Annotated in this window: 11 protein-coding genes and 1 riboswitch; of the genes, 7 read left to right on the top strand and 4 right to left on the bottom strand. The window is 52.5% G+C overall.

Translation table 11 applies throughout. The features are described 5' to 3' along the window. Positions 1-2: 2 nt before the first annotated feature. The 4 genes from fusA to SGBXF1_RS12705 form a co-directional block, all read right to left on the bottom strand. Positions 3-2,108 carry an elongation factor G gene (fusA, locus tag SGBXF1_RS12720; protein WP_186426936.1) on the bottom strand — a complete coding sequence of 702 codons (2,106 nt, stop codon included), beginning with the start codon at positions 2,106-2,108 and terminating at the stop codon, positions 3-5. 225 nt (positions 2,109-2,333) lie between these two features. Then, entirely contained in the window at positions 2,334-3,371 is a 1,038-nt protein-coding gene (locus tag SGBXF1_RS12715; RefSeq protein WP_037415488.1) for an ABC transporter ATP-binding protein, read from the bottom strand. Then, a complete protein-coding gene (locus SGBXF1_RS12710) occupies positions 3,368-4,951 on the bottom strand; it encodes an ABC transporter permease (protein ID WP_186426935.1) in 1,584 nt (527 codons plus the stop codon). The genes SGBXF1_RS12715 and SGBXF1_RS12710 overlap by 4 nt, the downstream gene beginning before the upstream one ends. A gap of 33 nt (positions 4,952-4,984) precedes the next feature. Beyond that, complete coding sequence (locus SGBXF1_RS12705) at positions 4,985-6,001, bottom strand: iron ABC transporter substrate-binding protein (RefSeq protein WP_037415484.1); 1,017 nt, start codon at positions 5,999-6,001, stop codon at positions 4,985-4,987. 362 nt (positions 6,002-6,363) lie between these two features. Here SGBXF1_RS12705 and SGBXF1_RS12700 point away from each other — a divergent pair, with 362 nt between their 5' ends. The 7 genes from SGBXF1_RS12700 to mgtS all read left to right on the top strand — a co-directional run bounded on the left by SGBXF1_RS12700 (position 6,364) and on the right by mgtS (position 13,147). Continuing rightward, positions 6,364-7,134: a COG4705 family protein gene (locus tag SGBXF1_RS12700; RefSeq protein WP_051922519.1), complete on the top strand. Its 771-nt coding sequence runs from the start codon at positions 6,364-6,366 to the stop codon at positions 7,132-7,134. Between the two features lie 22 nt (positions 7,135-7,156). Beyond that, positions 7,157-7,825, top strand: a complete 669-nt coding sequence (locus SGBXF1_RS12695; RefSeq protein ID WP_037415483.1) for a response regulator — start codon at positions 7,157-7,159, stop codon at positions 7,823-7,825. Then, positions 7,801-9,126 carry an ATP-binding protein gene (locus tag SGBXF1_RS12690; protein ID WP_186426934.1) on the top strand — a complete coding sequence of 442 codons (1,326 nt, stop codon included), beginning with the start codon at positions 7,801-7,803 and terminating at the stop codon, positions 9,124-9,126. Before SGBXF1_RS12695 ends, SGBXF1_RS12690 begins: the two co-directional genes overlap by 25 nt. A 190-nt stretch (positions 9,127-9,316) precedes the next feature. Then, the gene (locus SGBXF1_RS12685) at positions 9,317-9,712 is read left to right on the top strand and encodes a VOC family protein (protein WP_186426933.1); all 396 of its coding nucleotides are present in this window, start codon (positions 9,317-9,319) and stop codon (positions 9,710-9,712) included. Between the two features lie 161 nt (positions 9,713-9,873). Continuing rightward, complete coding sequence (locus SGBXF1_RS12680) at positions 9,874-11,496, top strand: ABC transporter substrate-binding protein (protein WP_238320965.1); 1,623 nt, start codon at positions 9,874-9,876, stop codon at positions 11,494-11,496. Positions 11,497-11,643: 147 nt separating this feature from the next. After that, positions 11,644-11,817: riboswitch (M-box (ykoK) riboswitch) on the top strand. 30 nt (positions 11,818-11,847) lie between these two features. Next, positions 11,848-12,912 (top strand): magnesium transporter, encoded by a 1,065-nt coding sequence (gene mgtE / locus SGBXF1_RS12675; RefSeq protein WP_186426932.1) that lies wholly within the window; start codon positions 11,848-11,850, stop codon positions 12,910-12,912. A gap of 142 nt (positions 12,913-13,054) precedes the next feature. Further along, positions 13,055-13,147, top strand: coding sequence for a protein MgtS (gene mgtS, locus SGBXF1_RS12670; RefSeq protein WP_147284273.1), 93 nt, complete (start codon positions 13,055-13,057; stop codon positions 13,145-13,147). The last annotated feature ends 55 nt before the right edge of the window (positions 13,148-13,202 follow it).

Genomic DNA, 13,202 nt, shown 5'->3' with positions numbered 1-13,202 from the left:
TCTTAACGTTTACTGTGGTGGATGATCTCTTCGGCCACATTCCGGGGGGCTTCAGCGTAATGGCTGAACTCCATCGTGTAGGTTGCGCGGCCCTGCGACATCGATCGCAGGGTGGTTGAATAGCCGAACATCTCGGACAGCGGCACCTTGGCGTGAATTTCCTTGCCACCGCCGCCCGGGAGATCCTCCATACCTTGCACCATACCGCGCCGAGACGACAGATCACCCATCACGCTACCAGCGTAGTCCTCAGGCGTTTCTACTTCTACCGACATGATCGGCTCGAGGATGACCGGGTCAGCCTGACGGCAGGCTTCTTTGAAGCCAAAGATCGCCGCCATGCGGAAAGCTTGCTCTGAAGAGTCAACGTCGTGGTATGAGCCGAAAGTCAGGTGCACTTTAACATCCACCACCTGATAACCGGCCAATACGCCATTGTTCAGTGCTTCCAGTACGCCTTTTTTTACCGCCGGAATAAATTCCCCCGGGATCACACCGCCTTTTATTTCATCGATAAACTCGAAGCCTTTGCCCGGTTCATTGGGTTCTACTGTAAACACCACGTGACCGTACTGGCCTTTACCGCCAGACTGACGCACGAATTTACCTTCTACGTCGGTCACGCGTTTACGTAGGGTCTCACGGTAAGATACCTGTGGTTTACCGGTGGTGGTTGCTACACCAAATTCGCGCCGCATGCGGTCAACGATGATTTCCAGGTGTAATTCTCCCATGCCGTAAATAATGGTCTGGCCGGAGTCTTCATCTGTGCGCACGCGGAAAGAAGGATCCTCGGAGGAGAGTCGTTGCAGCGCAATCCCCATTCGCTCTTGATCGGCCTTGGTTTTCGGCTCAATGGCTTGTGCGATAACCGGTTCTGGAAACACCATTTTTTCCAGCGTGATGATGGCATTAGGATCGCACAGGGTATCACCGGTCGTGACGTCTTTGAGCCCCACACAGGCGGCGATATCACCGGCGTGCAGTTCTTCGACATCTTTGCGATCGTTGGCGTGCATTTGCACAATGCGGCCAATACGCTCTTTTTTACTTTTGATCGGGTTGTAGACACTGCTGCCTTTGGTGAGCACGCCGGAGTAGACGCGCACAAAGGCCAGTTGACCGACAAAAGGGTCGGTCATCAGTTTAAACGCCAACGCAGAAAATTTTTCGTCGTCAGACGCCCGGCGGATAACAATATTGTCGTGCTCGTCATGACCTTCCATTGGGGGAACGTCGAGCGGTGAGGGCATCAGTTCGATCACCGCATCGAGCATGCGCTGCACACCCTTATTGCGGAATGCAGAACCGCACAACATGGGCTGGATTTCGCCCGCGACGGTGCGCAGGCGCAGGCCGTGAACGATCTCTTCTTCGCTCAACGGCACCTGATTGAGGTATTTATCCATCAGTTCTTCCGAACCTTCGGCAGCGGCCTCGATCATTTTATCTCGCCACTCTTGGGCCATGTCGCGCAGTTCAGCGGGGATCTCTTCAAAGCTGAAGCTCATGCCTTGCGTTGCCTCGTCCCACAAAATGGCCTTCATTCGGACTAAATCCACCACGCCGGTGAAGTGATCTTCGGCGCCAATGGGGATGACGATCGGAACGGGGTTCGCCTTCAGGCGCTCGATCATCATTTTACGTACGCGGAAAAAGTCAGCACCGACGCGGTCCATTTTGTTGACGAACGCCAGACGTGGCACTTTGTATTTATTGGCTTGGCGCCAGACGGTCTCTGACTGCGGTTGCACGCCGCCCACTGAGTCATACACCATGACCGCGCCGTCCAATACGCGCATGGAACGTTCGACCTCAATGGTAAAGTCCACATGGCCTGGGGTGTCGATAATATTGATACGATGTTGCGGGTAATTATGCTGCATGCCGTTCCAGAAGCAGGTTGTTGCCGCCGAGGTAATGGTAATACCGCGTTCCTGTTCCTGTGCCATCCAGTCCATGGTGGCTGCGCCGTCGTGCACCTCGCCCAGCTTGTGACTGACCCCGGTGTAAAATAGAATCCGCTCGGTGGTGGTGGTTTTGCCGGCATCAATGTGCGCCGAGATGCCGATATTGCGGTAGCGTTCGAGGGGGGTAGTACGTGCCATAATTAACCTTTCTTAGTCGCGTTAAAGAGAAGCGACTCAAACAACATGAATAATTATGATAATCCTCTGTGGGTTATCTCCGGACGGGTGAATGCTTGCACCGGTCACAGATTAATCGTAGTTGATGAAAGGGTTTTTACTCAACGATGGCTGCGATAGGTTTTATCGTTCGGGCGAGTCGGCACAAGATTAAGGAATAAAGGGGCGGTAAGCCCCCTTGAGGGTCTACTCGGCAAAGATATGCGCCTGGCCGATGATGTTCAGATTAACGTGAGAACCGGTACGGAGACCTTCGCGGCTGATGGTTTTAATCTCTATCGCCATATTACTGCCGGTCATGTGCAGGTTTAAGGTCGAGACGAAGCCAGCGAAATCAATACCGGTCACCACCGCCTGACTCTGCTGTTGTGCCTCGGACTGGTTAATCTGGATCTGCTCAGGACGGAGCATGATGCGAGCCGGGCCACGGCGCTGACGGTCATCAACGGCAATTCGCCCCAGTGCACAATCGGCCCAGCCTTGTTCAAGCTCAGCGGACAGCACCAGCGTTTCCCCTAAAAAGGTGGCGGTCGGTTCATCCACTGGCCGCAGATAGAGGTCTTGCGGCGGGCCGACCTGCGCCAAACGACCATTACGCATCACCGCGACCTGATCGGCAAACGACAGTGCTTCGGTCTGATCGTGGGTCACCAGAATTGACGCAACTTTAGCTTCCGCCAGCAATTCTGCCACGGCTTTGCGGGTCGCGGCACGCAGGCCGGTATCGAGCGCGGAAAAGGGCTCATCCAACAGCATCAGCTTGGGCTGCTGTGACAAGGCACGCGCCAATGCCACCCGCTGCTGCTGCCCGCCGGATAGCTCATGCGGCCACAGTGCTCCCAGACGGCGATCCAGCGCCACCATATCCATCAATGCATCGATGCGCAGTTGCTTGTCACGTTTGCTTCCCTTGAGACCGAAACCAATATTGCCGGCCACGGTAAAGTGCGGGAATAACGCGCCGTCCTGTGGCACAAATCCAATGCCACGCAGGTGTGCCGGTACCCAACCGTTACCGTTGGCCATCGCCTGGCCCTGCAACATAACTTGGCCGCTGTCCGGTATTTCAAAACCCGCGATGATGCGCAGCAAGGTGGTTTTGCCAGAGCCGGAAGGGCCGACAATCGCGGTACGGCTGCCTTGTTCGACCTGTAAATCAATATGCTCCAGTACCTTAACTGCGTTATAGGACTTACTGATGCCGTGTAGTTCAAGCGTACTCATAATCCCGCCGTGCGTTTGGATTGAGAATAAAGAAGCCAGGTCAATGGCAGAGACAGCACCACCATAATCAAAGCGTAAGGGGCCGCTGCGACATAGTCGATCTCGCTGGTCAATGCCCAGAAACCGGTAGCCAACGTGCGCGTCCCGTTTGGTGCCAGCAGCAGTGTGGCGGTCAGTTCATTTGAGATGGCCAGAAACACCAGTGCCGCACCGGCAGCTGCACCCGGGGCAGCCAAACGCAGCGTGGTACTCCATAGCGCTTGTGCCGGTGAACGTCCGAGGCTGCGAGCCACGTTTTCCAGCTCAACCGGTGCCTGAGCAATACCGGCGCGCAGGTTGATCAAGGCCCGTGGCATAAACATCAACAAATAGGCCAGCAGCAAGGTAATTTCAGTTTGGTAAATGGGGCGGAAGCTGTGAATGGTGATGGTCACCAACGCCAACGCCACCACAATGCCGGGCAGTGAACTGGTAACATAGTTACAGCCTTCCAGCACCCGATACAACCTTGCCGGGTAGCGTACCGACAGCCAGGCCATTGGAATGGCACACAGGGTGATCAGTAACGCGCCGCTGGCGGCCAGTGACAATGTTTGCAGCAAGGCAGGCAATAACTCGGTGTTACGCCATACCTCAAGCCCACCGAGAGCCAGCCATCGGGCCAGTGTAATAAAGGGCACACCCAGCGCCAGCGCCGTGAGACACAGTGGCAGTAGCAAGCCGAATAGGGTGGTCACCCTCCCAAGCCGATACGCGGTCTGACTGCGAGCGCTGCCAGAGCCGACACGGGCATAACGCGCCCGACCGCGGCTGGCAGCCTCCAGCATCAACAACCCCAGACAGCACAGTACCAGCACGCCGGCCAACATGTTGGCGGCTGGGCCGTTAAAGGTTGACTGGAATTGATCGAAAATGGCGGTGGTAAAAGTATCAAAACGGATCATGGCGTACAGACCGTATTCCGCCAGTAAATGCAGTGCGATCAGCAGTGAACCGCCCCAAATGGCCAGTTTTAGCTGTGGTAACACCACACGGAAAAAGACCGCCAACGGTCGGCTACCCAACGAGGTGGCGACGTCTTCAATACCGGGATCCAAGCGGCGCAATACCGCGGCAGCCGGCAGATAAATAAACGGGAAGTAGGCAATCACTGAAATAAAGACACCCGCGCCCAGTCCGTGCATTGAGGGCACCAAACTGATCCAGGCGTAACTTTGCACGAACGCGGGAACTGCCAGCGGTGCTGTTGCCAATAAAGACCAGATGCGGCGCCCCGGCAACGTCGTACGTTCAGTCAGCCAGGCCAGCGTCACGCCAAGCAGGGCGCAGATGGGTAATGTGAAAACCACTAACAGCAGAGTATTCAACAGCAATTCGCCCACGCGGGGGCGAAATACCAGAGTTTTAACCGTTTGCCAACCGGTTTCAAATGCCACGCTGATGACAAACCCCAGCGGCAATAGCGCCAACAGGGAAAGTAAAATGGCCGTTGCCACGATAAACAGTCCCGGCCGATGATGGCGCCGGGTCGAAGCGTACCGCGGGGCTGAGCCCGCGGCATTGAAACCTATATTCGACATAGGGTTAAAAGCTCTCTGTACTGATAAACCGGCTTACAGCAGCCCGGCTTCGGTCATCAACTCGACCACTTTCTTGCCATTCAGCGATGAAGCGTCAACTTTTGGTGCGTCCAGTTCTTTCAGGGGGACCAGTTTTGGATTGGAGGCAGCATTCACACCGACGGCATATTCGAAGGCGTTGTTGGTGCGCAGAATCTCTTGGCCGTTTTTACCGGTGATCCACTTAACGAACTCTTGTGCTTGTTTTTGGTGCTTGCTGGATGCCAGAACACCGCCACCTGAGATGCTGACGAACGCGCCTGGATCCTGGTGTTTGAAGTAATAAAGCTTGATGTTCTTGCTGTTTTCGCCCGTTTTTGCACCATCGACGAACGGATAATAGTGATAGATAACGCCGCTGTCGATTTGACCGGCATTGACCGCTTTCATCACGGTACTGTTACCTTTATAGGCGGTGGCGTTAGTTTTCATCGCTTTCAGCCATTCCAATGTGGCTTTTTCGCCTTTCAGCTCCAGCAATGCGCTGACGATTGCCTGGAAGTCTGCACCTGAAGGTGACGCGGCCCAACGACCTTTCCATTCTGGCTTGGCCAGATCCAACAGTGACTTAGGTAACTGTGCCTCAGTCAGTTTCGCCGGATTGTAGACGAACACCGTTGAGCGGGCAGCAATACCAATCCAACGGCCGTGCTGTGGACGGTATTGCGGTTCAACCTGTGCCAGTGTCGCAGCATCCAGAGGGGCGAACAGCTTGGCGTTATCTACCAGCACCATCGCAGGGGAGTTTTCTGTCAGAAAAACATCGGCTGGAGATGCCGTGCCTTCTTGCACCAGTTGGTTGCCTAATTCGCTGTCGCCGCCGTTCCGCAAGGTCACTTTTATGCCGGTATCTTTGGTAAAACCGTCAACCCAGGATTTCACCAGATTTTCGTGTTGCGCGTTATAAATAACGATGCCTTCATCCTGGGATGCTGCATTGGCCGAAAATGCCAGCATCATGGACGATGCCAACAAGGCAATCGGGCCGAGAGAAGAGAAACGCAGCTTCATACAGTCATCCTTTGTTTAGAGAGTGCAGAGAATAAAAGCGAAATATGCCTAACGGGCGTTGGGCTGCCCTGATTGTATATAAGAACATTAATAATGATAGTGAAAACGATTCGTATTAATTTATTTTTATATTTTGCTCACTAATTATCTCACCCTAAGGAAAAATTAAGTTTCAGCCTGAATAATCTGCCCTGATGCCTGATTTTCATCAGTATTTATTATGTTTAAGCACCAGGCGCCAATTCATGCACAAGGTATTCGTGGGCTAAGAAAGCACGCTGCCACAAAACTTGCGCCCTAAGTCAGCGCTAAGTGTGGGTTGCGATACTGGCTCCTGTATTTTTCATTCACAGGAGTTGGATATGTCCTTAATCACTGAAAAACCTGCCATTAATTGGCTGAATAAAGTTCCAGAAGTCACCTTGTTTTTCTGGCTGATCAAAATGATGTCCACCACCGTGGGGGAAACTGCGGCGGATTACCTCAACATGGATCTCAACTTTGGTTTGACCAATACTTCACTGATAACGGGTGGGTTGTTATTGGTGGCACTGTTTTTCCAAATTCGCGCCAGACGCTATGTTCCCGTGTTGTACTGGATCGCCGTGGTGCTTATCAGCGTATTTGGTACGTTGATTACCGATAACCTTACCGATCACTTCGGTATTTCGTTGGCATTTTCCACCGCCTTGTTCAGCGTGATGTTGGTCGCTACCTTTATGGTTTGGTACAACGTCGAACGTACGCTGTCGATTCACGCCATCGATACACCGAAACGGGAGCTGTTTTACTGGGCGGCAATCCTGTTTACCTTTGCCCTTGGTACTGCCGCCGGTGACTGGGTTGCTGAAGGGTTACAACTGGGATACGGCTATTCAACACTGTTGTTTGGTGTATTGATTGGTATCACAGCAGCGGCACATTATCTGTTTAACGCCAACAGTGTGCTGTGTTTCTGGATCGCCTATATCTTGACGCGGCCACTGGGCGCCTCTTGCGGTGATTTGTTATCGCAGCCCGCTGGTAATGGCGGTCTGGGGCTGGGTGCAGCCGGTACCAGTGGCCTGTTTTTGGCGATCATTATCAGCCTCGTCACTTACCTGACGCTGATGCAAAAGCGATTACAGTACTAATACGGAAAGCGCGGGAGCCTGCATGAGGGTGTTACTGGTTGAGGACGACGGCATGATCGGCGAAGCCATTCAAGACGCGTTGAAGGATGCCGCTTATGCCGTGGATTGGGTCAATGATGCACAGACCGCACTCACGTCGTTGGCTTGCCAGCATTACGACGCGTTACTGCTGGATCTCGGTCTGCCGGATAAAGACGGCTTCAGCGTGTTGACCGCGTTGCGTGCTAAAGGTGACACATTACCGGTGCTGATCATTACCGCCAGAGATGCACTGGATGAACGGTTAAAAGGGCTGGACAGCGGCGCTGACGACTATTTACTCAAACCTTTCGATATTTCAGAACTCCTGGCGCGTATGCGTGCCGTTTTACGTCGCAAGGGCGGTAATGCCGCGCCAGTGCTCACTAATGGCCTGCTTTGGCTGGATCCCGCGTCACATGAAGCTTGTCTGATCAACGATGACCTGCGCTGTCGCTTGTCGAGCCGTGAGTTTGCCCTGTTATACGCGCTGATGCTGCGCCCTGGCAGCATACTTTCACGCAGCGAGCTTGAAGAGCGGATTTATGGTTGGGGGGAAGAGGTGGAAAGCAACGCTGTGGAATACCTCATTCACGCACTGCGCAAAAAACTGGGCGGAGAAGCGATAAAAAACATCAGGGGCGTAGGATGGATGGTTGCAAAAAACGCGTAATGGATTCCCTGCAACTCAAGCTTTCTTTGGGTCTGAGCAGCGCGATTGTTGTGGTCGCTCTGGCGGCAGGGATCTTTTCTTTTTATGCCTCGTTTGAGGAAGCCCACGAGCTGCAAGACACTACGCTGGCACAGATTGCCAGGTTGGTCCGCAGCGATACGCTTTCTGGCCTGCGGCAACCTGATGCGACTGCGCGTCAGGAGGATGACGCTGCGGTCATCGTGCAGTTACTCCCTTCGACAGGAGTGACAACGGCACATTTTCTACCAAACGTACCGTTAAACGAAGGTTTCCAGACGCTGTCGGTTGACGGTGTTTCTTTTCGCGTACTGGTACGCACCCTCTCGCCTGAAACACGGGTTGCGGTGGCACAGCGTACATCTGAGCGTGACGAGATTGCGATGGAAAGTGCCTGGCGAACGCTGATTCCTTTGCTGGTTTTAATTCCGATACTGTTGCTGGTCGTGGCTGACTTGATTAAAAAAAGCATGCAACCCATTCACCGCCTTGCCCATGCGCTGGAACAACGTGGCGAACAAGATTTAACGCCGTTGCCAGTCAATGAACTTCCTCGAGAGATTGCGCCCTTTATTGCAGCCATAAATCGTTTATTTGGCAAAGTTACCGGCGGTGTTGAAACCCAGCGCCGATTTGTCGCCGATGCGGCTCATGAACTGCGATCTCCGTTGACGGCACTGTCCTTGCAGGCTGAGCGCTTGAGTACAGCAGAGATGCCGGAAGTTGCTCAGCAGCGCCTTGGGCGGATGCAACACGGCATAAAACGCACCAGACACCTGCTGGAACAATTACTGTCGTTGGCACGGGTGCAGCAAAATGTGCCACGTCCGATGACGCCGGTGTCGGTGCAGTCCGTATTCCGTAGTGTGATCGAAGATTTGTTGCCGCTGGCAGAGGCCAAGGGGATTGATCTCGGGGTCTGGCAGCCGACCGAGGTTCATTTAACCCTGAACGAAGCTGACATGTTTACCCTGCTGAGGAACCTGGTTGAAAATGCGCTACGTTACGCCCCGCATGGTGGCATCGTTGATTTACAGGTCCGGGTAGTGGGCAACAAGGCCATTGTGACGGTCGAGGACAACGGGCCGGGTATTGCCGTTGAAAATCGCCAACGGGTGTTGGATGCGTTTTATCGAATTGAAGGGAGCGGGCAGCACGGCTCGGGCCTGGGGCTTTCCATCGTCGCAGCCACACTGAGCCATCTGGATGGGAATCTCACCTTGGCGGACAGCCGCCGCCATGCCCATGGATTACGGGCAATCATTATCCTGCCACATCGTTGACAGCGGGTTCTGCTTCGCTGATTTCCATCCGTACCGACAGCCATGACGTCTATCGGCGGCAGTGGCATTGATGAATTCTTTTCACCCTTAGCTGAAAACTATGACTTTGAAAAAAGGCATGGCGGCGCGATATCTTCTTTCTTGAGCTTAAAAAATGAACATTATTCAGCCAGGTGCCCGGGAGATAACTATGTCTACATCATCGGTAAAACAGCTTCGTCTGGTGATCACCACCGACGATTTTGATAACGCCTTGTCTTTCTATCGCGATCGGTTAGGGCTGACTCAGGTTGACGCTGTTCCTCCGGACAACGGCAGAGTAGCTATCCTGGAAGCGGGCAAGGCCACGCTGGAGCTGGTAGAGCCGACGACAGCGGCTTATATCGACAGTATTGAAGTGGGGAAACGTGTCTCCGGCTGGGTGCGGGTGGCGTTTGAGGTGACAGATATTGCGGCTACCACGGCCAGTTTGGCTCAAGGTGGGGCGCTGGTTTTGTCTGATCCCCGAGTCACGCCGTTTAACTCAATCAATAACCGACTGGAAGCCCCGGCCGGGTTACAGTTGACGCTGTTTCAGTCATTGTAAAAAAGCCCGCCGAGATGGCGGGTATTTATTTGATTATGAAAGAAATTCATGTTGTTTGGTTTGTGCTTTTTTGGTTATGAGTCATAGCTTTTAATCATTTAATTTATTCAACTGCTTCGCTGTATATATACGTCGACAAAACACCAATAAGGGATATCGACGTGAAGTATTCATTCAAACTTAATGGATTGGCCGGTCTAATCATCTTCTCTTTACAGGCAGTAGTGTCGGTTAACGCTGCTGACGTACCTACTGGGGCTCAACTGGCTACTGTCCAGGAACTGGTTCGGGCCAATGGTTATGAGCCGGCAACGCTTGATCCGAATCTGGCAGAAAGCAACGTGGAGTTTTATATCTTCAATGACGTATTTGAAGGGTTACTGCGGGTGGGTAAAAACGGTGAGGTGATCCCCGCGCTGGCGACAACATGGACGCAGCAAGGCAATGTCTGGATCTTCCATCTGCGGCCGGAGGCCAAATGGTCAAATGGCGATCCGGTGACTGCTGATGATTTCGTCTATAGCTGGCGGCGCCTCACTGATCCCAAAACAGCGTCCCCCTACGGGAGTTATTTGGCTTCGGCTTATGTGTTAAACGCGTCAGAGATTAACGCCGGTAGTAAACCGCCAACCGAGCTGGGTGTAAAAGCGTTGGATGCCAACACACTACAAGTCACACTGGCTGAACCGAACTCCTATTTGCTTAAGCAGTTAGTGCATTTTCCTGTGCTGCCGGTAAACCAAAAAGTGGTGGAGAAATACGGTAAAAACTGGACTCAACCGCAGAATTTTGTTGGCAACGGGGCGTTCAAGCTGACGCAGTGGGTGGTGAATGAGAAAGTGGTGGTGGAACGTAATAGCCAGTATTGGGATAACGCCCACACGGTGCTCAATAAAGTGACGTTCCTGCCGTTACAGGGGTTCCCTGAAGTGGCCCGTTTCCGGGCCGGTGAAATTGAATTGGGCTACAGTGCGCCGCCGGAATTGTACCAACAGTTAAAAAGCAGCCTGGGTGATAAGCAGCTGATCACCTATCCACTGCTGTCGACCAGCTACTTTGCCTTTAACAACCGACAGGCTCCCTTCAATGATATTCGGGTGCGTCAGGCATTAAATCTGGCATTGGATAAAGAGATCATAGCCACCAAAGTGCTGGGTTATGGTCAGCAGCCAGCCTGGACTTTTACGCCAACCGGTGCTGGCGGCTTTACACTGCAAGCGGGTCAAGAGGCGGGGTGGTCACGCGAGCAACGTATCGCACAAGCAAAAAAATTATTGGCGGAAGCGGGCTTTAATGCGGAGCATCCGTTGCGTTTCACACTGCTGTACAGCAACGACGCCACCATCAAGAAAATAGTGATCGCCAGTAGTGCGATGTGGAAAAAGAACCTGGGCGTGGACGTCACCTTGCAGAATCAGGAGCGAAAGGTAGTGCTGGACAATATCAACAACGGACAGTACAGCGTGGCTTTCAGCCGTTGGTTGGCGGACTACAATGATCCGTCCACGTTCCTGAACGTGTTCCGATCGACCAGCAGTGAAAACTCAGCCAAATACGCCAACGAAAATTACGATCGCTTGTTGCACCAGGCGACCGCGGCGCAGACGCCACAGCAGGTACAACAATACTTCCAACAGGCTGAAGACGTGCTGGCGGTAGACACTCCGGTGGCACCGGTTTACTACGAAGCAAACGCCACACTGGTCAAGCCCTACGTGAAAGGCATCGACTTTACCCGACAGGGGCCGCTGTACGACAAGAATGCGTATATTCTTGCTCATTAACGTCAGAATAAAGCGTGGGTCGGGAGGGTGCTGGCCCGCACTTTATTATTCCGCCGCGAAACTTTTTTCTAAATGTTTCATAAACGGTTAGCCAACTTTCTCCTCAGTGATAAAAAACCGCGCCTATACTGCCCCCGTAGTTTATATGCAGTATCTCGTTTGGCGAGGCTCCTATACAAACACAGGTTACTGATCTGACGACATCGAGAGATGCCCAAGGTTAAGACAGGCTTTATCGGATTAAGGTTCAGCCCAAGGTAACTTCTGATGAATACATCAGATACGTTGTATAGTGCTAAAACCTGGACGCGGAGATAGGCTGTCTGCACTCCCTCTGTGGTTAACGCCCCTATGCGATTCGCTGTTGAAGTTCAAACAGAAATAGGGACTAACATAATGAAGTTACATCAAAATCACCCATCTCAGGCGCTAACCTCTGCTGAAACTCTTGATGAGTCTTCGGTTGCAGGTTATATGAATGCCGATTTTATTACTATTCCAGGAAATATGACGGTTAATAAAGCAAAAGAACATTTTCTTTCGCAACTGAAAACCGAAGAAATTCCGACGCAGCTGTTTGTTACCGCCGACGATTATCATTTGCGTGGCACACTGTCGGTTAAAAAGTTATTGCAGTGTGAAGATCATGATAAAGCCGTTGGGGTGATGATCAATCACAGTTATTTCCAGGTATCCCCCGATGACGATCGCAATGATGTCGCCCATTTACTGGCTAAGGGCGGGTTGGATGTGGTACCGGTGGTCGTGAACAATACGTTGGTGGGCGTGCTGGGTGAACGAGAAATTGCCCGGCTGATTGAAGATGAGAACACTGAAGATGCACAGCGTCAGGGGGCCAGTCTTCCACTGGATAAACCTTATCTGGAGACCAGCCCTTGGGCGTTATGGCGCAAGCGTTCGGTATGGTTGCTGATGCTATTTGTCGCAGAAGCCTATACCGGCAATGTATTAAAGGCGTTTGAAGAGCAGTTGGAAGCCGCGATCGCATTGGCGTTTTTCATCCCGTTACTGATCGGGACTGGCGGTAACAGCGGGACTCAAATCACGTCTACATTGGTACGTGCCATGGCGTTGGGCGAGGTGAGTCTGCGCAACCTGGGGGCAGTGATTCGCAAGGAAGTGTCCACCTCATTACTGATAGCCATCACCATTGGTGTTGCAGCCTGGGTGCGGGCCTGGATTATGGGCGTGGGGATGGACGTGACGCTGGTCGTCAGCCTGTCATTAGTGGCGATTACCGTCTGGAGTGCCATTGTTTCCTCGATTATACCCATGCTGCTCAAACGCCTGGGCATCGACCCCGCAGTGGTCTCGGCGCCGTTTATTGCCACCTTTATTGATGGCACCGGTCTGATTATTTATTTCAAAATCGCCCAGTACATTCTGGAGATTTAAATACCTATCCGCTCCGTGTCACTGCCGGAGCGGGCATTTTATCTGACAAAACAGGAGGCGCGTAAATATCCATGAGCAATGACCTAATCCGCTTTTTAATTAAAGAGGCTTTTATCGATAATAATTAACCGAGGGCGAAGTAATGGGAAATATGACAATTTTTGTAGGATTCCTGAGTGTTATCAGCTCACTGGGCTTGTTAGCTGCCTATATGAGCACGAAATGGGATGATTAATGAACGCTAAAGATCCGCCTGGATGCATCCTCCACGACGTGTTGTATTTACTACG

The sequence above is a fragment of the Serratia grimesii genome, from assembly GCF_900186025.1.
GTDB classification, from domain to species: domain Bacteria; phylum Pseudomonadota; class Gammaproteobacteria; order Enterobacterales; family Enterobacteriaceae; genus Serratia; species Serratia grimesii.
The sequence above is the reverse complement of the archived record's forward strand: the minus strand, read 5'-3'. Positions and strand labels throughout refer to the sequence as shown.